Genomic DNA, 22508 nt, shown 5'->3' on the forward strand with positions numbered 1-22508 from the left:
AATGCTTCATTGAAGACGGAAAAGGGTGACTGCTGTGTCAAACCTGAGTATTCGCTGGAAAATACAAATCGCATTCTTTGCTGTGGCGGTGGTGACAATTATTTACAACCGCACTCTCGCTGCGGTGGAGTTGCAGGCGCTGATTGATCTGGCGGAAAGCCGTCAGGTAGCGGCGACGACCATCGCCGCCATGCAGGAAGAATATCGCTCATTCATGTTCAATGCGATTTGGGAGTCCAGCCTGCAGTTTCTGGTTCAGTTCGCCGTCATTTTTGTCCTGGGCAATTATTTCGTCCGCCCGATCCTGGCGTTGACCAAGTCGCTGAAATCCGTGGAGAAAGGCGACTTTACCATCGAGGTGGAAATCACCAGTGAGGATGAAATCGGTCAGTTGGGTCGTCAGTGCAATCAAATGCTGGCGACGTTGAACCGGGTTATCGCCAGCGTGAATGACTGCTCTGTGCATATGGGACAGTCTGCTTACCAGATCGCCGCTGTCGCCCGGGAGATTGAGCGCATCAGTCAGGCGGAGGCGACCCGTTCGGAAGAAGTGAATGACGCAACGGAAAGTCTGCACCGGATATCCGAGAAAGTGATGGAAATCGCCCAGACTAATCGGGACGAGGCGATTAAATCCGAGCAAAGCAGCACGGAAGGCATCGCCCTGGTGCAGGAAGTATTGGATTTACTGGTGCGGTTGGCGGAGGAGATTCGCAGCGCCGCCAGTCAGGTGTCCAGTCTGCAGTCCTCGGTGGGCACCATCGTAACCGCCCTGAAGGATATTCTGGAGATCGCCGATCAGACCAACTTGCTGGCGCTTAATGCGGCCATTGAGGCGGCGCGAGCGGGAGAGCAGGGACGCGGGTTTGCGGTGGTGGCGGATGAAGTGAGGGCATTGTCTCACCGAACCGCCGAGTCAGCGGAAGAGGTCTCACGCATCATTAATGATCTGGATCAGAACGTGACCACCAGCTGCAATACGATGTCGCGACTGGTGGATGAAGTGCAGTCCAATCGCGGCAAGGCGGAGCGCACCCGTGGCATCATCAGCGACCTTGAAGTGCATGTGAAAGGTTTTGTTGGTAGTTCGGAAGAAATATTCAGCAATGTGGAGACGCAGCTAAATCAGTTTTCCGCTCTGGAGACGACGTTGTCCTGTCTGTTTGAAACCTTGCGGGAAAACAGCGCCAAGATCGGCAATACCGCCAACATCAGCGACTCGTTGTTTGGTTTGACCCAACGGCTTGACCACGAATTATCCGGACTGGATTTTCGGCGGCAGAAAGTGGCTGAGGTCAAAACCAAGGACTCGGAAAGAAGGGCGGCGCCGCGGGTGGAAGGGACGCTGCTGGTGCGTATCGAGTCGGACGGCGGCGGCAGTGAGGGACTGAGTCAGGACGTCAGCGAGACCGGCATGAATCTGGTGGTGAAAGAATACTATGACGTGGGAGATCGGTTGGTGTTGTCGATTCGTCTGCCGAGCCGGGATCAGAACCGCTATGATCAGCAGCAACCGGTGGCGGTCAACGCCAAAGTGGTTTGGAGAAAAACGGAAAGTCAGGGACGTTATCGTTACGGCGTGCATTTCATCGATTTGAGCCAAACCTCTGCGAACTACGTGAAGGAGTGTTGTGAATTTTATAAAAATGTCGCCTGAGAAATGACTGCGAAGCGGCGCGTACGCGAATAGTAATAAAAATATCAAACGTTGTTCATGCGCCTGTGACAAGCTGGAGCGCAGTACCACTAACCGCTTATGGCAGGCCGGTCATCCGAAAGTTAAGTTTTATTCCCCACCGGTCCATGCCAATATGGGACGTCAACTAGGGGAGACAAACATGTCATCGAAAAATAAGCGGCAGCAAACCCTGGGCGAAGAGATCGTGAACGCGTTGACTCATGGCATTGGAGCTGTGGTGAGCGTGTCGGCCGTGACGTTGCTGATCGTCTTCGCCAGTCTGCAGGAGGATCCCTGGAAGATCGTAGGCGTGTCCATATACGGCGGCGCGCTGATTTTGTTGCTGCTGGCGTCCACTCTGTACCACGGCGTACAGCATCCGCGAGCGAAATTCTTTTTAAATCTGTTTGATCACTGCGCTATCTATCTGCTCATTGCCGGCACGTACACGCCGTTTTTGCTGGTGAATTTGCGCGGCGTTCTGGGTTGGAGCATGTTCGGCGTAGTTTGGGGACTGGCCCTGGTGGGTATTGTCTGCAAGCTCTGCTTTCACGGACGCTTCAAAACCATTCACCTGTTTAATTACCTGATTATGGGCTGGGTGGGCATTGTGGCGACGCCGGAGTTGATGGCGACGCTATCCAGCAATGCGTTCGCCATGATCATCGCTGGCGGGTTGGCTTATACCATCGGTGTTGTCTTCTACGTTTGGGATCGCTTTCCATACGCCCATTCTATCTGGCATCTGTTCGTGTTGGGCGGCAGCACCTGCCATTACATCGCTGTCTATAACGGCGTTCTGTAAAACAAGGCGCGGCTGAGCTGCGCCTTGTTTTTGTTCTAAACGAATTCGTAGCTTCCCATATACAGAGACTGATAGGTATAGGACGCGTGCAGTCTCTGCGCATATTGGCCGTGACCAGCGCCGGCGGCGATAAACAGCGGCGTCAGATGCTCGTCGGTGGGATGCGCCTGCACGGCATAGGGAGCGGAGCGACGATATTCGAATAGCGCTTCCCAGTCATTCTGCGCCAGCTTTTCCTCCATCCAGGCGACAAACTCCTGCGCCCATTTCGGGGCCGCCGCTTCATTGGGACCAATTTCTCTCAGATTATGGGTCACTGAGCCGGACCCCAAGATGGCGATTCCGTGTTCCCGCAAGGGCGCCAGCGTTGCGCCAAGTTCAAATAACTGCCGCGGCGAGAATCGGCGCGGCAGGCTGATCGCAACGACAGGGACGCTTGCTTCCGGGTCCATCAGGCTGAGTGGAGCCCAAACTCCATGGTCTAGCGCTTGCGATGTCGCGACCTGCGGCGATAGCGGCGCCAGCGTCGCCATAACCTGATCATTCAATTTGTCGCTGCTGGCGGGCGACCAGCGATACCTGTAGAGCGCCTCTGGAAAGCCGTAGAAATCATACTGGATATACGCCGGCGCGGTGATGTTCACTGTCAGCGCCTCTGTGCGCCAATGGGGGGAAATCGCCACGACGCCTTGCAGACCCGTCAGGCGCGAACTTAACCCGCGCAAGAAACGGTGAGCGGGCGCTTCTGCATGGACGATCAAGTCCGGCGATCCGTGAGAAATAAACCAGGATAGTGCTTTCATGGCGATCTCCTCAGATGTAACAGTACGCTATTAATATGGCGGGCGAATAGCGTTCATTTATTTGTCTGCAAACGACGGACCCTGTGCATGTCGTGCCCCTGATGACCAACATATCAATATCATCATCGCTATGTTGGCCATGCTTGGGATCAAGACTGGCGCAATGCGGTGCGATGGACGGATTTACCACTGACAAGGTCGCGGAAGGAGAAAGCGCCGTCACCCAACAGGGCTTGCACTAGAGACGCGGCTAACAGAAATGCAGGATATTCCCAACCGCCGCCCTCGGCGCTGAACGCCCACCCATTGGCGCCATGCACAAAAACGATGGCTCCCAACAGGATCGGCGTCAACGCCAGGGCCACCCATTGCGTGCGATAGCCGATGACCAGCAATGCGCCGCCGCCCAGCTCCGCCAGGATCGCCAGATAAGCAAACCAGCCGGGCAGGCCGAGAGAACCGAAAAATCCAGCAGTTCCAGCAGGGGTGAACACCAAAAGTTTCAACAGGCCGTGAGCGATGAACATCGCGCCCAGGGACAAGCGCAACATCAAGGCGGCGTAGGGGGCGGTAGCGGTATTAATCATGACTGAAGCTCCGAAAGAGTAAATTGAGTTAAGTTGCTGACAGTATGATTTCTCTTTTAATGGCTAACAATTGATCGTATTGTGATAACACTGTTAACGATACATTAACAATAGAGTTGTTCCTATTATGGATACTGTGACCTCGATGAAGGCGTTCTGCGCGGTGGTGCAGGAAGGCGGGTTTTCCGCCGCCGGCAGGAAGCTGAAATTATCCAAAGTGCTGGTGAGTAAATACGTCGGGCAACTGGAAGACCGACTTGGCGCCCGCTTGTTCTATCGCACCACCCGCAAGGTCAGATTGACGCCAACCGGGGAAGCGTATTATTTGCGCGTCACGCCCTTATTGCATGAACTGGATGACATCGAAGCGCGGGTGCGGGATGAGCACGGCGAGCCGGAAGGTCTGTTGCGGGTCGCGGCCCCCACCTCGTTTGCGGAAATTCACTTGATGCCGCTTGTAGCCGCCATGCTGGAGAAATATCCGGGGCTGATGCTCGATATTCGTCTGGCGGATCGTTATGTCGATCTACTGGAGGAGCAGGTGGACCTGGCGGTGCGCATTGGCTATCTGCCGGACAGTAGTCTGGTGGCTCAGAAACTGGCGGATATTCCTGTCGTCTGGTGCGCCAGCGCAACCTATCTGGAGCGTCAGGGGACGCCACAGACGCCAGCGGACCTGATGCGACACAGAGTGGTCTTCGATAGCAACTACAGTGGGGGAGACTATTGGCCTGTGGCGCAGGAGGGCGGCATTGCGCGGTTGCCTTTACATAAGCGCGTCAGCGTCAACAGCGCACGGGCGGCGAAAGAGCTGGCGCTGGCCGGAATGGGATTGGCGCGTCTGCCGGCCTTCGTTATCGGCGATGAGCTGGCGTCCGGGGAATTGCGCCCGGTGTTGCAGGAATACTGGCCGGAAGCCTCCGCCGTTTATGCGGTATATCCCCATCGCAGACACCTGTCCGTGCGGGTGAGACTGTTCGTGGAGGAGGCCAAGGTTTATTTCGGTACCAATCCACCGACTCCTCCCTTAGTATGATTGCCCGTTCAAGGGCGAACTTTGCTTATACAATGGTCGTACGTAGTTTTATCTATGATACGACTTGAATAAAAAATGCCGAATAATAACTGTTAACCAGGATCACATAATTAGATAACAAAGATCGCAAACCAAGATAGAGGGAGTTTATGAGTACACACGAAACCCATCCTGCGCCGGCCGACATTGCAAAAAACGCCTGGGCCGACAAAGAGACCTACTTGCGCATGTATCAGGAATCCATCGAGGATCCGGAAGGTTTCTGGAGGCAGCATGGAACGCGAATCGACTGGATCAAACCTTACACCCAAGTTAAAGACGTCGACTACTCGCAGCAGAACCTGCATATCCGCTGGTTCCACGACGGTACATTGAACGCCTGTTATAACTGCCTTGATCGCCACCTGCCGCAACGCGCGCAGCAGACCGCCATCATCTGGGAAGGCGATGACCCCGCCGATGACGCCAAAATCACTTATCAAGAGCTCTACGACAAGGTTTGCAAACTGTCCAATGCACTGAAGGACATGGGGGTCAAGAAAGGCGACGTAGTGACCATCTACATGCCGATGATTCCAGAAGCCGCCATGGCGATGCTGGCCTGCGCACGGATTGGCGCGCCGCACTCAGTGGTGTTCGGCGGGTTTTCGCCGGAAGCGTTGGCCGGACGCATCGAGGACTGTAAGTCCCGCTTCGTCATCACGGCGGATGAGGGCGTGCGCGGCGGACGCATCGTGCCTCTGAAAAAGAATGTCGACGCCGCAGCGGAGATTACCGCCAGCAAAGGCGCGGAAGTGGATAAAGTGCTGGTGGTCAAACGCACCGGCAATACAGTGAACTGGAGTGAAGGTCGCGACGTCTGGTATCACGACGCCGTCGCCAATGCGTCAACCGACTGCCCGCCGGAAGAAATGGCGGCGGAAGATCCGCTGTTCATCCTTTATACCTCCGGCTCCACCGGCAAACCCAAGGGCGTGCTGCACACCACTGGCGGCTACATGGTATACGCCTCTATGACTCACCAGTACGTCTTTGACTACAAAGACGGCGATATCTACTGGTGCACCGCAGACGTGGGCTGGATCACAGGTCACAGCTACATCGTATACGGACCGCTGGCGAACGGCGCCGTGACGCTGATGTTTGAAGGCGTGCCGAACTATCCTGACGCCTCCCGCTGCTGGCAAGTGGTGGATAAGCACAACGTCAATATATTCTACACCGCGCCTACCGCAATCCGCGCACTGATGCGTCTGGGCGACGAACCGGTGGTGAAGAGCTCCCGCAAAGCACTGAAACTGCTTGGTACTGTCGGCGAGCCGATCAATCCGGAAGCCTGGGACTGGTATTACGATGTCGTCGGTGAAAAACGCTGCCCCATCGTCGATACCTGGTGGCAGACCGAGACCGGCGGTATTTTGATCACCCCGCTGCCGGGCGCTACTGCGCTGAAACCGGGCTCCGCCACGCTACCTTTCTTCGGCGTTAAACCTGCGTTGGTGGACAACGAGGGCGCGTTGCTGGATGGGACTGTATCAGGCAATCTGGTGCTGCTTGACAGCTGGCCTGGCCAGATGAGAACTGTTTACGGCGATCATCAGCGTTTTGTGCAGACCTATTTTTCCAGCTATCCCGGTATGTATTTCACTGGCGACGGCGCCCGTCGCGACGAAGACGGTTACTACTGGATCACTGGTCGCGTGGACGACGTCCTGAACGTCTCTGGTCACCGTCTGGGCACCGCTGAAGTGGAAAGCGCGCTGGTGGAGCACGACGCGGTGGCGGAAGCGGCCGTAGTGGGCTTTCCCCACGACGTCAAAGGGCAGGGCATCTACGCCTATGTCACCCTGGGCGTGGGCTTCGAGCCTTCCGACGCACTGCTGAATGAGTTGAAACAGATGGTGCGCAAGGAAATTGGCCCTATTGCGACGCCAGATGTAATTCAATTCTCGCCAGGCCTGCCGAAGACGCGTTCCGGCAAAATCATGCGGCGCATTTTGCGGAAGATTGCTGCGGACGAGACGGACTCCCTGGGCGATACCTCTACTTTGGCGGATCCCTCGGTTGTGGATGATCTGATCAGTAATCGCGTCAGGGCCTGATCCAGACTTCTGAAATGACAACACAGCCCCTCCACCGTCAGGCGCGAGGGGCTTTTTTTGTTCCCGCCGGATAATCCGGGCTAGAATAGCCGCCTGTTTCTATTAAGCCGCCCGCTGGAACAACCGCCTATGCGCACTTTCAAGTTGTACGGAACCCTTGGCTGCCATTTATGTGATGTGGCGGAAGAGGTAATCAACGATGTGTTGGAAGCCAATCCTGACGCATTGAACTTTATCGCCCTTGCGAAGGTCGATATCAGCGACAGCGATGATTTGATAACGGCGTACGCCGAACGCATTCCAGTGCTCGCCTGCGCGGAGACCCAGGCGGAACTGGCCTGGCCCTTCGATCATCAGGCCTTTGTGAATTTTCTGAATCAGAACCTGAGGTAAAGATGCTGATTGTTGTATCTCCAGCCAAGACGCTGGATTACGAAACTCCCGTTCCCACCACTGAGAATACACAGCCGCGCTTTCTTCCCCAGAGCGCTGAGCTGGTGGATATTCTCAAGCAACAGGAGCCCTGGCGTCTGAGTGAACTGATGGGCATCAGTGATGAACTGGCGACGCTGAACGCCAACCGCTATCAGTCCTGGTCGCTGCCGTTCGACGGCGACAACGCCAGACAGGCGCTGTTCGCCTTCAAGGGCGATGTGTACACAGGCCTTGACGCCTATAGCTTGAGCCAGGGCGCCATAAACACTGCGCAGCGGCAATTGCGCATACTGTCCGGCCTGTATGGCGTTTTGCGTCCATTGGATCTGATGCAGCCCTATCGTTTGGAGATGGGAACTCGTCTGCAAAATCCTAAAGGCGCGAACCTGTATCGTTTCTGGGGCGATACCTTGACTCAGTCGCTCAACGAAGAAGCGCGGGAGACAGGGGCGGATGTGCTGATCAACCTCGCCTCCAATGAATATTACAAGGCGGTGAATGAGAAGAAGCTTGCCGTGCCGGTGATTACCCCGGTATTCCTGGACATGAAGGGCGGCAAGTATAAGGTCGTCAGTTTCTGGGCGAAAAAGGCGCGAGGCATGATGACCCGCTACATACTGCAAAATCAGTTGCAGCGCCCTGAAGATATCAAAAGCTTTGATACGGACGGCTATAGTTACAATCCTGCGTTGTCCGACGGCGCGCAATGGGCGTTTACCCGGGACCACTGAGCGAAGCGTTCGAGGCGTCGCCAGCGGAAACAACGAACTTTAATGACATGAGTTGATCCACGTGAGTGCAAACACCACCAAACCCAAGCGAGAAATCCTCTTTACTCTGATCTCTGTGATGATCGCCGTTGCGGTGGGGCTGACAGGCGTCGAGTTCGCTCTGGGCTACTTGTCGAAACAGGCCGCCGCCAGTGAAAAAATGGATCCGGGACTTCTGCAATACGACGCCCAGCTGGGGTGGCGCCTGGCGCGAAGCTGGAGTGGGACTCACGAGCACCAGGATTTCAAGGTGCATTATCAGACCAACCCGCTGGGGCTGCGCACGCCGGTATCCACGTTGTCGGCGGATAAAAAAGTGGCGGTGGTGGGCGATAGCTTCGTATTCGGGCTGGGCGTCAATGACGGCGAGACTTTCACGGATCTGCTGAATGGCCGCAGCCCGGAGTGGCGTTTCGCCAATTTTGGAACGCCTGGCTATAGTACCGACCAGCAATTGTTGCTGTACCGGGACCTGGTGAGCAAGTTCAAACCAAGCAAGACCTTATTGGTGGTCTACCTGGGCAACGATCTGCTGGACAATCGCCTTGCGTATCCCTTGCAGGCGATATACGGCAAGCCTTTTTTCTCTCTGAACAACGGCGAGCTGGAGCTGAATAATACGCCTGTACCGCAAACGCCGAAGCCGGCAGGCTATCCTTATACATTCTCCAGCGAAATGACCCGAGGTTTGCCTGAATCCGCCTGGAAAAGCAGCCTGCGCGCTATGCAAATCGGTCAGCGGCTGTTGGCCTTGATGGATGATCCTGAGCAGTATCGCTCACATTTCGCTGAGAAATTCGAACCCGACTTGCAACTGATGCAGACCCTGGTGAGTGCGATGCGCAAAGAGGCGGAAACTGTCGGCGAAGGGGACAACGCATTCATGGTTGCGTTGCTGCCGGGGCGCTCTTATATCGCTCAGACCCGTTCTTTGCCGGCCTATTATCAGGAGTTTGTTCGCAGCGCCCTGAAGCAAGGGTTTGAAGCGATGGGCGTACCGGTTCTGGACGTAGCGGCGGAGCTGAGTGAGCAGGCGCAGCAGGGTGGGGAGGATTGGTATCATCCTAATGAAGGGCACTTCACACCCGCCGGCCATAAAGTGGTTGCGGACATACTTTGGAGTGGCTTACAGGGGCGGCTGCAATAACCAGCGGAGTGATGGGCTATATAACTTTTAGCTTTAGGCGACCCGGTTCTTTGTCTGTTTACTTATTAACCTTGCTGCGTATAATGGGCCCCGAATTTGGGAGGAGAAATTTATGTCCGTTGAGCAGTTTGAAAATCTGAGCCTGGTGGTTTTAATTTCGGTGTTGGTCGGCTTCATGGCCTTTATTATTTACGATTTGGCGAAGCGCTCCAAAGCAGGCAAATTTGGTACTTTTATCCTGTTCACTGCATTGGGACTGGGTGTGCTGGGCTTTGTGATCAAAACCGTTCTGGTTGAAGTGTTGAACGTGTAGTCGCCTGAGATTTTCAAAAAAGCCGCCCCGGAGCAGTCCGCGGCGGCTTTTTTAATACTTTTGCAATCTGTTTATCTGGAGAGAAATTGTCCAGGCGGGCAGGTCAGCAGGATTCCCGCACTACCAGCTGCGCTGTCAGCAATCGATTGTTGCTGGTGTCGCCTTTCAGAACCGCTTGTGCGGCCAGACGCCCTTTGGCGACGCTGGGCTGGTGGACCGTCGTCAGGCTGGGACGCCAGTGCGCCGCGTCCGGAATGTCGTCAAATCCAACGATTTTAACGTCGTCCGGGACTTTGAAGCCCAGATCCAGACTGGCCTGGATCGCGGCCAGAGCAAGACGGTCGCTCATGCACAGTAAAATGTGTGGACGCGGACGGGCGGACAAGGCTTCGCGAGCAGCCTGATAACCGTTCTGGAAGTTGCTGTCGGGAGTATGCCAGATCATTTCCGGCCGAATGTGTCGATCCATCGCCTCCGCGGCGGCGAGGTAACCGTTGAGACGGCGTCTTGAAATCGATATATCATCCCCAAACATTTCGGCGTCTTTAATGCGCCGCACCTCATTTAGGTCAAGCAGGCGCAGACCAATAATGGCCGCTTCGCCGTCTGATCGTTTAAAGGCGTGTTCCGCGCTTTCCCGGGCGCCGCTGAAATTGTCCACGTTGATGGAGGCATGGCTCTCGCCAAGATCGAAGTCGACGGTAATCAGCGTTTTCTGTTGCTGGAGAATGCGCTCTACGATGCTTTCGTCATTGGGGCGGCCGTACATGATAAATGCGTCGGGTACGGATTCAATGGAGCGGTGCTTGTAATAATCCGCACGGGTAGGCAGCAGGAACATGTTGACGCCGTTGCTGTCGAACACCTCGGCGACGCCCTGCAGAAACTGACTTGCGACCGGATCGGTAAAGTTAAAGTGCAATCGGTCCGCCACCATGACGCCAATAATGCCGCTGGTGCCGCGACGTAAGCTGGCGGCTGTGGCGTTAGGGCCGTTATAGCCCAGTCGCAAACATTCTTTGAGGATATGGCTCCTCAACTTGGCCGATAGTTGGTCCGGCCGGTTATAAGCGTTGGATATGGTCGCGGTTGATACACCCAGCTCCGACGCCACATCTTTCAAGGTCAATTTCTTCACTGTTGCTCCTTGTTATTCGTCGCCGTCGTCCGGCAGGTTTTAATAATCATTCCACTTCCTTGTATGTTGATGAGTCCGGTTCGGCCCCTCGTGAGGGCATACGGATAAACAGAGGGTCCTGTCGCGCAAGGGGTATAGCGCGACATGGCGGCATAGGGAGTCTAATTGGCTGGAAATTTATGTCCACTCATTTTACGGTAAAAATTAGGTATTTTTACGTAAAAAGTGAAAGTTTAGCCTGAACCATACAGATAGACTTGTATTGTGGGAGAATTGTTAACAAGTGTTCACTTTTTCGCGGAGCTAAATATAATGCGCATCCCTTTTATATTCCCCTCGTTTCTGAGGGTGTTCTTTGTAGTTACGGGTACATCCCCTTAAGGTAGTTTAATGAAGTCCTTTGTTGTTAATGCGCTGGCTGTCGCAGCCCTGTCCGTTTCCTGTATGTCTGTTCAAGCGGAAGAAGTTCAAGATTCCCGCAGCCTGTATTTTGCTCTGACTGGTGGTTTCACTTTTGGCGGAGATGAACTGGCGAAATTTAAGTACACTGATGGCGACACTGCCAAGTTGGAAGCCGGCGGCCTGGTTAACCTTGGTGTGGGCGTGTTGTGGCAGTCTCAAGAGCAGCCTATCGCTGCCCAGTTGACTTTTAACTATCAATTTGACCATGCCAGCGCAAAAAATGGCGATGCGACATTTGACCGCATTCCTCTTGAAGCAGTGGTATTTTACACAGGTGTTCAAGATTGGCGTTTCGGCGCAGGTGTCCGCTATGTAGCGAGCCCAGAGCTGGAAATAGAGCTTAACGGCGATACCGCTACGGTTGATTTCGAGCCTACAGTTGGATTTGTTGTTGAAGCTGGCTATCAAGTAACCAACAATATTTGGTTGAACGTTCGTGGCGTTTCTGAGAAGTACGAAGCGGATACAGCAACTTTCGGCGGCAGAACAATGTCTGTTAGGTCTAGTGAAGAAGTCAGCGGCAACCACGTTGGCGTGAATCTGGTTGCGTTGTTCTAATTAGCCGCAAGCCAACTCTCTTGTGTAAAAGCCTCCGCCGTAAGGTTGGAGGCTTTTCTTTTTTATAGGGGCTGTCCGCCTGCGTCTAAATCTTTCTCTTTACTTCTCCCGCCTCAACTCGACCATAAGTCCAATTCTGGGTTGGTTGTGGTCTTTCAATACCATTTTTGTTGACCAATAAGACCACTTTTTCTTCCTGATTGATGTGATTATCTTCTGCCTGCAACTTTCGGCGTGATATGGACACTAACGCCGAGCGATTGAAATATAAGGCATTGTCACGGTATGCGATTGTTCACACAAATTGACTAGGCTCTTGGGCGGATTGTCTTGGCAGGGGGAATGCCTACACTGGTATGCGCCTTGGTACGTCGCATGCATACCTGTTAGAAAAAACAGAAGATGACAGTTAAGCAATTTAAATACCAAAAAACTACCATATTGGAATATAGGAACTAGTTATCACTTTTGTGGTATCTAAATGGTATTTTTAAATTGACTGAAAGTCTCAAATAGGTATTATCTGGTATATGAAAGCATTTCCTTGCGCTTTTTTGTGATTTGCCGCTTACGGATATTGTGAGGAATACATAGGGCAATGCGACCTGATTTTCGGAGAGAAAAAGGAAAATTTAAAAGAGGTTCCGAAAAAGGGGCGACTATTAAGTCCAGGTTGGATTGCGTTATGAAAGCGCTTTCGTTCAGTGATGGGTTGTGTAGCGTCGGCTGATGGGCGAACGGGAGAAAAGCTCTGGTTGATGAGGCTTCATAGATGGAGCGCGCGCCGGAGTTGCGCCGATTGTGATCGTTAAGATGGCGAACGGACTTTTCCTACTTCTAATAACGAATCGATAACCTTAGGACGATCCTATGTATATGGACAAAAAACACAGCAAATCCGGCTTTATGAAGACCGCGCTCTGTGCGGGTCTCATCGCCGCATCCCAGGCCTCCTGGGGCGTAGAATGCAGCCAGGTGTCCGGCGCCTGGCAGGACGGCGGAAATTACTCCGCCGGTCAGTATGTTACTTACAACTCCGGCATTTACTCCGCTTTAGTAAACCACACCGCTCATCTGGGCGCTGGCTGGACGCCGGCGGTTGGTTCTTTGTGGCGTTATGAAGAGCCAGACCACTGTGACGGCGGTGGAGATAACGGCGGTGATTCTGGCGGCGATAATGGAGGCGACACCGGCGGAGACAATGGTGGAGACACCGGTGGCGATACTGGCGGTGATAACGGCGGCGACACTGGAGGAGATAACGGCGGCGACACTGGAGGAGATAACGGTGGCGATACTGGCGGTGACACCGGGGGCGACACTGGCGGCAACAACAACGGCGGCGATGATTGCGACGCCAGCGCGCCAGCCTGGAGCTCCGCCACCGTTTACACCCAAGGTAAGGAAGTCTTCCACAAAGGCGCTGTTTACAAAGCCAAATGGTGGACGCAAGGCGATGAACCCGGCGCCAGCGAATGGGGCCCATGGGAATTGGTAGATGCGTCTGGTTGCCCTGGCGATGGCGGGGATAACGGAGGCGACGACGGCGGTGACAATGGCGACGGTGGAGATAACGGAGACGGCGGCGATAATGGCTCCGATGATCCGATCGACACCACTGGCTGGCCGAAGCCCTTGATGGAGAACAACAAGCCTTATCAGAACACCACAGGCAGCGTTGTCGGCACTTACTTTGTTGAGTGGGGCGTCTACGGCCGCAACTTCCCGGTAGAGAAAATACCGGCGCAAAACCTGACTCATTTGCTTTACGCGTTTATCGCGGTGTGCGGACCTAACGAATCACTTCGTCAGGCGAACCCGCAAGGCCACTCCGTTCTGATGAACGAATGTAGCGACCAAGCTGACTACACTGTCACCATCCACGACCGCTTCGCGGCGCTTGAGAAGAGCTACCCCGGCGACAAGTGGGATGATCCCATGCGCGGTAACTTCGGTCAGTTGAGACGTCTGAAGAAAACCAACCCTGACATCACAATCCTGCCCTCCATTGGCGGCTGGACTTTGTCTGATCCATTCTTCTACTTCGCCAACGACGCACAGAAGCGCGCTGTGTTCGTCGACTCAGTGGTCGACTTCCTGAAGACCTATAAGTTTTTTGATGGCGTTGATATCGACTGGGAATACCCTGGCGGCGGCGGCGCTAACACCGGTCTGGGCTCGCCTCAGGATCGCGATGGCTACGCGGAGCTGATGCGTGACTTGCGCGCAGCGCTGGATACGCTGGAAGCGGAAACCGGCAGAGAATACCAGTTAACTTCGGCGGTAGGCGCCGCGCCAAGCAAGATTGACTCCGTGAACTACTCCACTGCGGTGCAGTACATGGATTACGTCTTCGCTATGACGTACGACTACTACGGCGGCTGGAACAATCAACTGGGTCATCAGACCGGTCTGTATGCAGGCGATCATGAGATCCACGAAGGCTTCAGCTCTGACGCGACCATCAATAACCTGATGAGCGCTGGCGTGCCTGCCAACAAACTGGTGTTGGGCGCAGCCATGTACGGACGTGGGTGGAAAGGCGTGACCGGCGGGACGGAAACTGATCCATTCGCAGGAACTGGCGGCGGCAAGCATGCAGGCACTTGGGAAGACGGCGTATTGGATTACCGCGCCATTGAGCAGAAGTTCCTGGGCGGCGCCAACGGTCAGGGCATCGACGGCTACAAGTATTTCTACGATGAAAAGGCGCAAGCGCCATTCTTGTGGAACTTCTCCAACGGCTCGTTGATCACCTTCGATAACGCCCGTTCTGTCAAAGCTAAAGGCGAATATGCGCGCGATAAAGGTCTCGCCGGCATATTCACCTGGGAAGTCGATGCGGATAACGGAAATATCCTCAACGCCGTTCATGAAGGCTTGGGGCATCCGCAACAGTAGCCCTTGTTGGGGGTAGAATCGGCACTACCCCCTTTTTTTACTACCGACGGTTTTTACTACTGACGATTTTGACTAGTGACGATTTTAACCAGTGATGGTTGTCACAAGCAGTGAAGGTCGTAGCTAAATCATCACTGACTTAGATCAAGTAGTAGCCGTAACGCTAAACCGGATGGGCTAAGCCCCCATTCGGTTTCCAAAGCACAGCGATGAGATCGCGTGCGGTAATCAACATTTTTTCGGATAAACACTAAACCGGCATTGACTGCTTTTGTCCAACGAGTGAAAAATGAAAACGCTTTCATGCAAAAGAGTGGTAAGTCAGCGCATTTTTCCTTCTGGAAGAGTTGAAGTGTCTATCCGAAAAAGTGCTCTGGTTTCTCCATTCAAAAAACCAATAAATAAGGAGAACTCGATGAATAAGAAACACTGGCCGGCTTCCGCGCTAATGACGGTGTCCATCGTCGTCGCGGGTTGCGGCAGTTTCGTCGCCAATGCGGAGATTCCGGAAGGGGTCTATCAGATAAAATCCAAGAAAAGCGGCTTATGTCTGGATGTGTGGAGCGGTTCCACGCAACAGGCCGCGCGCATCGTCCAATGGCAGTGCCATGACGGCAATAATCAGCGCTGGAAAATTACGCCCGCAGGCGGCGGCGCCTACCGGTTGTTGGCTATGCACAGCGGATTGGCGATGGATGTGGAGTCCGCTTCCACCGCTAACGGCGCCGGGCTGCAGCAATGGCCGGATAATGGCTCCGGGGCGCAGCGCTTCAAATTTGAAGGTCTCGGCAATAATGAGTTCCGCATCATCAATAGCGGCAGCGGCAAGTCTCTGGATATCGAGGAAGCCAGCGTCGAGCCAGGCGTCAGGTTGCAACAATGGGACTGGAACAGCGGCGACCATCAGCGTTTCTATCTGATGACCGATGGCGGCCCCACGCCTCCTGGCGCGTCCATTCCCGGCAAGATTCAAGCCGAGGATTACAGCGCTTTCTCCGACACCACGCCAGGGAACACCGGCGGCGGTTATCGTCAGGACGATGTGGATATCGAAGCGACGGCGGATCAGGACGGTGGCTTCAATGTCGGCTGGACGGCGCCTGGCGAATACCTGCGTTATAACCTGAACGCCGCCGAATCCGGCGAGTATAAAGTCACCTTACGAGTCGCTTCCATCTACGTAGGTAAACAGGTGGTCGTGAAGCTAGACGGCTCGGACGTCAGCGGCGCGCTGGCGGTTCCTAACACAGGCGGTTGGCAAAACTGGGCGGATATCAGCTTCAATGCGAACCTGTCAGCTGGGGCGCATCAGTTGGAAGTTGGTTTCCTGACTGACGGCATCAACCTGAATTACATCAATTTCGCCAAAGGCGGCGATCCTACTGATCCCACTGATCCGCCCGGATGGACCCTGGTATGGCGGGATGAGTTCAATGGCGACAGCATTGACCTGGGCAAGTGGGAGCACGAAGTCAACGCTAATGGCGGTGGTAATAACGAGTTGCAGTACTACACTGCGCGTTCGCAAAACTCCTGGGTATCTGGCGGCAAGTTGCACATTCAGGCGCTGAAAGAGCGCTACACAGGACCCGAAGGGACCCGTGACTACACGTCCGCCCGTCTGCGTACGCTCAACAAAGGCGACTGGAAATACGGCCGTTTTGAAATCCGCGCCAAGCTGCCATGGGGGCAGGGCATGTGGCCGGCCATCTGGATGTTGCCGACGGACTGGGTCTATGGCGGCTGGGCGGCCAGTGGTGAGATCGACATCATGGAGGCGGTCAACCTGAAAGGGGCTGGCGGCAATAATATCTACGGCACGCTGCACTACGGCGGCGAGTGGCCCAACAATACCCACACCGGCGATCACATGGCGCCTTCCTCCAGCGTGGTGGATCAGTTCCATACCTACGCGCTGGAATGGGAGGAAAATGAAATTCGCTGGTATATCGACGGCGTACACTATCAGACGCAAACCAGCTGGTACTCCACCGCGGCGCCGTATCCCGCGCCGTATAACCAACGCTTCCATATGATTCTGAACCTTGCTGTCGGAGGCAACTGGCCGGGCAATCCGAATGGATCAACCGTGTTTCCGCAATCGATGGAAGTGGATTACGTGAGGGTGTACCGCAAAAACTGAGGAAAACGATTTTCCTCAGTATGGACGGATTAAGACAGTATCTCGTTAACAACAAGAAAGCCCCCGCCGCGACTTCGGTCGCCGGCGGGGCTAAAACCGCGGCCCGCCTGTTAGCAGTTAAGGTTGGTCGGCACAGCGTTCGGCACTGAATAGATAACAACAATGTGTAACAACGCAACGCCTCCAAGGGCATATAAAGGAGAACGTTCTTATGACATACCGAGGAAATCAAACCCGCCTGAAGCGTTTATCTCTGTGTGTGGCCATGCTGGCCGCGATGCAGGCGCAAAACACTATGGCGGAAACTCTGCATGCCGCTGCGGCGCCCACAGGTTTCGATGCGCAGCAGTCGGCGCAGACGGTGTCGGAATTGGGGGTGACCTGGCAAGTGACGGACAATCTGCAGGACAGCTATAACAGCTTCCTTGCGGATTTGACCATCCATAACCGCGGCGCCACGGACCTGGAAGCGTCCGGGTGGACCATCTATTTTAATTTTGTGCGCGACGTATTGGCGGTGACGCCGTCGGATCAATTCAATGTCGAGCATATCAACGGCGATTATTTCAAACTGACTCCGGCGGCGGGCTTCACTGGCCTGAAAGCGGGGGAGTCTCTCAAGGTTCAACTTAAAGCCAGCTTCTGGGCGATCAGTAAGTCCGACGCCCCGGCCGGCTTTTATATCGTTAAGAACGACGGCGCTGGCGGCCAGAGCGTTGAGGCGATCACTGATGTGACGCTGGGCGCGCAAACGACGCCAGAGCAAACGCAACGCTTTGATGGCGACAATATGCCGTTGGACACGCCGGAAGTGCGCTTTGAGCGCAACCGCCAATATCTGGCGGCGGCGCAAACCGGCCCAACGCTGTTGCCGACGCCGGCCTCCATGACTGTGAATGAGGCGGAAAGCCTCACTGTCGCAGCGCCTTTCAAACTCTACTTCGATCGTCGCTTCATGCGTGAAGGGCGTTATCTGCAAAGCCAGCTGCAGGCGCTGGGCGTGCCGGTGGAAGTAGTGCGCCGCTGCGCAGACGCGGCTAACGCTATCTGCTTGCAAGGCGCGCAAAATCACGGGCGTCCTGGCTCGGATGAAAGCTATCAGTTGAGCACCAGCGCGGCTTCTGGCGTGCGCATCGCGGCGGACTCGCCTACGGGCATGTTCTATGGCGTGCAATCGCTGCTGGGCCTGCTTCCTCTGGAAACCTACCAGGGCGGCGGACTGCCTGTGCGTCTGCCTGTTGTAGAAATTTCCGACGCGCCGCGTTTTTCGTACAGGGGCATGCATCTGGACGTGGCGCGGCATTTCAGCCAGCCCGAAAGCGTCAAAAAGCTTATCGACGTCATGGCGTTGTACAAGCTGAACAAACTGCATCTGCACCTTTCCGATGATGAAGGCTGGCGCCTGGAGATTCCCGGCCTGCCTGAGTTGACCACTGTCGGCGGTAAACGGGGACATTCCGAGAACGAGCTGGATCATCTGGTTCCATCCTTCGGCTCTGGACCTTTCGCAGGCAGCAATAACGGCTCCGGTTATTTCTCCCGTCAGCAATACGTTGAATTGCTGCGTTACGCGGCGGAGCGTCATATCGAAGTGGTGCCGGAGTTTGACCTGCCCGGTCATGCCAGAGCGGCGATCAAATCCATGGAATCCCGCGCCAAGCAGTTCGCCGACGCGGGCAAGCCATATCAGGGCAGAAATTTCCTGCTGAGCGATCCTGAGGACAAATCGGAATACAAGTCTGTGCAGGGCTGGAAGGACAACGTCGTGAATCCATGTTTGCCGACCACATACTTCTTCATCGACAAAGTGGTCGGCGAGGTGTCGCGTATGTACCGTCAGGCTGGTCTGCGCATGCCTGCTTTCCATGTGGGGGCGGACGAAGTGCCGACGGGCGTCTGGAAGAAATCTCCCGCCTGTACCCGTATGTTTGGTTCAGAAGAGCTGAGCGCGGACGACGTGGAAATGCTGAACCGCTTCTTCAACGCCACGGTGACCGGCATTGTCGCCGCCCACGGGACCAAGATCGCCGGCTGGGAAGAACTGGCGTTCATGCATGAAGACGGCGGCAAAGTGGTCAATCCGCATTTTGTCGGCGGCATCATGATTCCGTATGTCTGGAACAACGTGTGGGGCTGGGGCACGGAAGACAACGCTTACAAGCTGGCTAACGCCGGTTACCCTGTCGTGTTGGCCAACGCCACCAACCTGTACTTCGATCTGGCTTACCAGAAAGACCCGGAAGAACCCGGTTATTACTGGGCCGGTTTTGTGGACACCCGTCGCGTGTATGAATTCACGCCGATGGATGTATTCAAAGCCGCATGGGTGGATCGCATGGGCAACCCGCTGACGGACGATATGTGGAATGATCGCACCCGTCTGGCGGCGGACAAGCAGGACATGATTCTCGGCGTGCAGGGCGAGCTGTGGAGCGAGAACGTGAAAACAGAATCTGACCTGTTCTATCTGGCGCTGCCCAAGTTGTTGGGATTGGCGGAGAGGGGGTGGTCGCCGCAACCGGATTGGGCGAACGAGGCGGATCAGGCGCAACGTTTGAGCGGACTGAATCAAGCCTGGAGCGGATTCGCCGCGCGGGTCGGCGCCTATGACCTCAAGCGTCTGGACAGCTGGAACGGCGGTTATGACTTCCGCGTACCGCCTCCTGGCGCCAAGGTGGCTGACGGCATGCTGGAAGCGAACCTGTCCTTCCCCGGTCTGGAGATCCGTTACACCCTGGACGGCTCCGAGCCAACAACCGAATCGCCACTGTATGACGGGCCTGTCGCTGTCAGCGGCGGCGTTAAACTCAAAACATTTACCCCTTCGGGTCGCGCCAGCCGCACAGTTGAGTTGAACTAGCCGCGGATTGGTAATTCTTGACCTACACTCCGGAGTTTTTGCTGGGAACTCCGGGGTGTCTTTTTGTTGCTTGCGCACTCTTTCAATCAGGCGGACAATGCCAGTTCCGGATCTATCATAGGTCGCCGCGGTAGGTGTAAGAATAGGGCGCTTGTATTCGGATACGAAGCAACCCTGCCAAGGAGATCCCATGAGCAAACAAGTGCAACCCATTCCCGACGGCTTTCACTCCGTCACCCCTTATCTGATTATTAAAGGCGCCGCTGACGCGTTGGCTTTCTACAAGCAGGCTTTCGGCGCAGAAGAAACGCTCCGCATCAATGGCCCAAACGGCGCTGTCGGACACGCGGAAATCCAGATCGGCGACTCCCGTCTAATGCTGGCTGATGAATACCCGGATATGCAGTGCTTTGGCCCTCAGACTTTGGGCGGTAGTCCGGTGAGCCTGATGCTGTACGTTCCAGATGTCGACGCTACCTTCGCCAAAGCGTTAGCCGCCGGCGCCAAAGTACGTACTCAGATAGAGAATAAGTTTTACGGTGATCGCAGTGGCAGCCTGGAGGACCCTTTTGGTCATGTCTGGCATATCGCCACCCATGTTGAAGACCTCAGTGAGCAGGAACTGGCGGAGCGGGCGAAAAAATTTATGGAAAGTCAAAGCTGACGCACATAAGGACGCATGCCGGAGTCCTCGTGTAATGGATTCCGGCTGCTTCTCACTTCTTTTCCTGTCTCTCCCTGTCTCCCCTTGTTAACTCCCCCCAATCACTTCGGATGATTGTTCTGGTAAGCGGCGGCCTGACCTAAAGTCGTGTTTTTATTCACCGGTGGACGTGTTTTTATCGAAGCCTTAGCGTGGTGGACGGTCATGCGCATGACCTGCGTCTGCGACGGGACTTATCGAATCAGAAGGAAAACGCGAGATGAAAATAGCCATACTGGGTGGCGGAGTCGCGGGCGTCAGCACGGCGATTGCGCTCACGCAAAAGGGTTTTGACGTGGCGATATACGAGCGTCGTTCAGCGCCAACGGATGTCGGCGCGGGCATTGTGATATGGCCAAACGCAGCCTATGTGCTCGATCAGCTTGACGTTCTGAATGACATTGCTGCGTTATCCGGACGCCCCACGCACATGCGTAGACTTTCCCATCACGGCGAGGAGCTTGGCTCCGTGGATATTTTCGATATTAATCGGCGCATGGGCTATCCCAGCCTGTCTGTATTGCGGCGGGATCTGCAAAGGGCTTTGCTGGAGAAGCTCGATGCGTTGGGAGTCGAAATTCGCTATGGCCATGCGGTAGCGGATTTTGAACAAGAGGGGCGGGACCGGAGCTGCATCCGCTTCGAAAATGGCGCGCAGGCGATGGCTGATGTGGTCATCGGCGCCGACGGGCGAATGGACTCTCCATCAAGGCGCTACGTGCATGGCGACAGTCGGCCGGTATACCAGGGTTTTATCAACTGGGTTGGGGTCTATGAAGCGCAAGAGGATGTCTTCACTGATATGGCGGTGCGTGATTACTGGGGCGTGGGGGAACGTTTCGGCATTGTGCCGGTCAGCAAACGGGCGGCGTATTGGGCGGGAGCGATAGTCAGCAAGTCCATAGAAAAGAGCAATCCGGAGCTGTACAAAAAGGAGCTGCTATCCGTCTTCTCTACGTGGCCGTCGCTTGTCGCTAAGATTATTGAAGAAACGCCCGCTGAGAGCATTCATAAGGTCTATGTGCATGACCATGATCCTATCGGGTTATGGCATAAGCGCAATGTGATCATTATCGGTGATGCGGCCCATGCGCCGCTGCCCACGTCTGGGCAAGGCGCCTGTCAGGCATTGGAGGACGCCTGGCATTTGGCGAACTGTCTGCAAGAAAATCCCCGCGACCTGGATGCGGCGTTTACGGCTTTCACCGCTTTGCGCTCGGAAAAGACGGCGGATATCATTCGGGCGGGGCGCTCCCTGGCCGCAGCGCTGTTTAATACAGATGCATCCTTTTGCGAGGCGAGAAACGCCAGCAGCAAAAGTTCAAACTTCGCAGAGATCGCCAAAGGGATAGCGCAGTTTTGGGGGCGTGGTCTGCCTTTGAATGCTTAGCTTGCGCCGCCGCATGCCGGGCCCCTGAGGGCCCTGAAGCATGGATCGCAGGTCGGTATTCCCGCTGGAACTTAGCTGTTCTCGATACGGAAGCCGACTTTCAGGCTGACTTGAAAGTGGCCGACTTCGCCGTTGACGATATGGCCGCGGGTTTCCGTGACTTCGAACCATTCGAGATGCTTGATGGTGCGGGAGCACTCCCGAATGGCGTTTTGAATGGCTTCATCAATGCTGTTTTTAGATGAACCGACCACTTCCACTTTCTTGTAGGTATGATGATCTGACATGTGAACTCTCCTTTGTTTCTGTGACGGACGCTCCTTCGTCAGTGTAGCAAGAAATGCCCTTGCTTAAATGTCGTCGTCGGAACGGCTTGCTTCCGCCTGCTCGGACATCTTCATCATCAGCGCCATGTTAAGATTCCGGTCGAAGGTCTCGCAGCAGGCTTCCGTGCGGATTTTGCACTGACCGCTCTCGGACTCATAATTCAATTCGTAGCCGGTTTTTTCGCCGTGTTCGGAGCAGACCATGTCGCCCAAAGTCTCCTGATAGGCGTTGACCAGAAAGTCTTCCGCTGCGCTTCTGTCTTCATCCTGGCGAAACTCTTCGGCGCTCACTTCCACGCCGTCCACTTTGTATTTAACGTTGCTCATAATTCTGAACCCTTTGATGTTGTG

At 55.0% G+C, this 22508-nt stretch carries 19 protein-coding genes; 14 read left to right on the top strand and 5 right to left on the bottom strand.

The features are described 5' to 3' along the window. Positions 1-34 precede the first annotated feature (34 nt). Complete coding sequence (locus tag O5O45_RS03700; protein WP_305903934.1) at positions 35-1657, top strand: methyl-accepting chemotaxis protein; 1623 nt, start codon at positions 35-37, stop codon at positions 1655-1657. A 181-nt stretch (positions 1658-1838) separates the two neighbouring features. Beyond that, a complete protein-coding gene (gene trhA / locus O5O45_RS03705) occupies positions 1839-2483 on the top strand; it encodes a PAQR family membrane homeostasis protein TrhA (RefSeq protein ID WP_305903935.1) in 645 nt (214 codons plus the stop codon). A 35-nt stretch (positions 2484-2518) separates the two neighbouring features. Here the strand turns inward: trhA and O5O45_RS03710 are convergent, their stop codons facing one another. Both O5O45_RS03710 and O5O45_RS03715 read right to left on the bottom strand, forming a co-directional pair. Next, positions 2519-3286: a DODA-type extradiol aromatic ring-opening family dioxygenase gene (locus O5O45_RS03710; protein ID WP_305903936.1), complete on the bottom strand. Its 768-nt coding sequence runs from the start codon at positions 3284-3286 to the stop codon at positions 2519-2521. A 149-nt stretch (positions 3287-3435) separates the two neighbouring features. After that, positions 3436-3873: a DoxX family protein gene (locus O5O45_RS03715; protein ID WP_305903937.1), complete on the bottom strand. Its 438-nt coding sequence runs from the start codon at positions 3871-3873 to the stop codon at positions 3436-3438. Between the two features lie 127 nt (positions 3874-4000). Here O5O45_RS03715 and O5O45_RS03720 point away from each other — a divergent pair, with 127 nt between their 5' ends. The 6 genes from O5O45_RS03720 (at position 4001) to O5O45_RS03745 (ending at position 9676) form a co-directional block, all read left to right on the top strand. Then, entirely contained in the window at positions 4001-4909 is a 909-nt protein-coding gene (locus O5O45_RS03720; RefSeq protein ID WP_305903938.1) for a LysR family transcriptional regulator, read from the top strand. A gap of 149 nt (positions 4910-5058) precedes the next feature. Continuing rightward, entirely contained in the window at positions 5059-7011 is a 1953-nt protein-coding gene (gene acs / locus O5O45_RS03725) for an acetate--CoA ligase (protein ID WP_305903939.1), read from the top strand. 129 nt (positions 7012-7140) lie between these two features. Next, positions 7141-7404 (top strand): glutaredoxin family protein, encoded by a 264-nt coding sequence (locus O5O45_RS03730; RefSeq protein ID WP_305903940.1) that lies wholly within the window; start codon positions 7141-7143, stop codon positions 7402-7404. Between the two features lie 2 nt (positions 7405-7406). Further along, on the top strand, positions 7407-8177 hold the full coding sequence (yaaA, locus tag O5O45_RS03735; RefSeq protein WP_305903941.1) for a peroxide stress protein YaaA: 771 nt from the start codon (positions 7407-7409) through the stop codon (positions 8175-8177). 61 nt (positions 8178-8238) lie between these two features. Then, on the top strand, positions 8239-9363 hold the full coding sequence (locus O5O45_RS03740; protein WP_305903942.1) for an SGNH/GDSL hydrolase family protein: 1125 nt from the start codon (positions 8239-8241) through the stop codon (positions 9361-9363). Positions 9364-9475: 112 nt separating this feature from the next. Next, the gene (locus O5O45_RS03745; RefSeq protein WP_127969420.1) at positions 9476-9676 is read left to right on the top strand and encodes a DUF2788 domain-containing protein; all 201 of its coding nucleotides are present in this window, start codon (positions 9476-9478) and stop codon (positions 9674-9676) included. 103 nt (positions 9677-9779) lie between these two features. Here O5O45_RS03745 and O5O45_RS03750 read toward each other — a convergent pair whose 3' ends face one another. Next, positions 9780-10814, bottom strand: a complete 1035-nt coding sequence (locus O5O45_RS03750; protein ID WP_305903943.1) for a LacI family DNA-binding transcriptional regulator — start codon at positions 10812-10814, stop codon at positions 9780-9782. 390 nt (positions 10815-11204) lie between these two features. Here O5O45_RS03750 and O5O45_RS03755 point away from each other — a divergent pair, with 390 nt between their 5' ends. The 6 genes from O5O45_RS03755 (at position 11205) to O5O45_RS03780 (ending at position 21831) form a co-directional block, all read left to right on the top strand. Next, entirely contained in the window at positions 11205-11834 is a 630-nt protein-coding gene (locus O5O45_RS03755; protein ID WP_305903944.1) for a hypothetical protein, read from the top strand. Positions 11835-12704: 870 nt separating this feature from the next. Then, on the top strand, positions 12705-14735 hold the full coding sequence (locus tag O5O45_RS03760; protein ID WP_305903945.1) for a glycosyl hydrolase family 18 protein: 2031 nt from the start codon (positions 12705-12707) through the stop codon (positions 14733-14735). A gap of 415 nt (positions 14736-15150) precedes the next feature. Then, complete coding sequence (locus tag O5O45_RS03765; RefSeq protein WP_305903946.1) at positions 15151-16878, top strand: RICIN domain-containing protein; 1728 nt, start codon at positions 15151-15153, stop codon at positions 16876-16878. 211 nt (positions 16879-17089) lie between these two features. Further along, positions 17090-19738 (top strand): family 20 glycosylhydrolase, encoded by a 2649-nt coding sequence (locus tag O5O45_RS03770; RefSeq protein ID WP_305903947.1) that lies wholly within the window; start codon positions 17090-17092, stop codon positions 19736-19738. Between the two features lie 190 nt (positions 19739-19928). Beyond that, positions 19929-20402 carry a VOC family protein gene (locus O5O45_RS03775; protein ID WP_305903948.1) on the top strand — a complete coding sequence of 158 codons (474 nt, stop codon included), beginning with the start codon at positions 19929-19931 and terminating at the stop codon, positions 20400-20402. A 259-nt stretch (positions 20403-20661) separates the two neighbouring features. Next, on the top strand, positions 20662-21831 hold the full coding sequence (locus tag O5O45_RS03780) for an FAD-dependent oxidoreductase (RefSeq protein ID WP_305903949.1): 1170 nt from the start codon (positions 20662-20664) through the stop codon (positions 21829-21831). Between the two features lie 71 nt (positions 21832-21902). On the opposite strand, the gene O5O45_RS03785 is transcribed toward O5O45_RS03780, so the two are convergent. After that, positions 21903-22118 carry a dodecin gene (locus tag O5O45_RS03785; protein WP_127969428.1) on the bottom strand — a complete coding sequence of 72 codons (216 nt, stop codon included), beginning with the start codon at positions 22116-22118 and terminating at the stop codon, positions 21903-21905. A gap of 63 nt (positions 22119-22181) precedes the next feature. Beyond that, positions 22182-22484: a hypothetical protein gene (locus O5O45_RS03790; protein WP_305903950.1), complete on the bottom strand. Its 303-nt coding sequence runs from the start codon at positions 22482-22484 to the stop codon at positions 22182-22184. Positions 22485-22508: the final 24 nt, after the last annotated feature.

This window comes from Hahella sp. HNIBRBA332, assembly GCF_030719035.1.
GTDB lineage: Bacteria > Pseudomonadota > Gammaproteobacteria > Pseudomonadales > Oleiphilaceae > Hahella.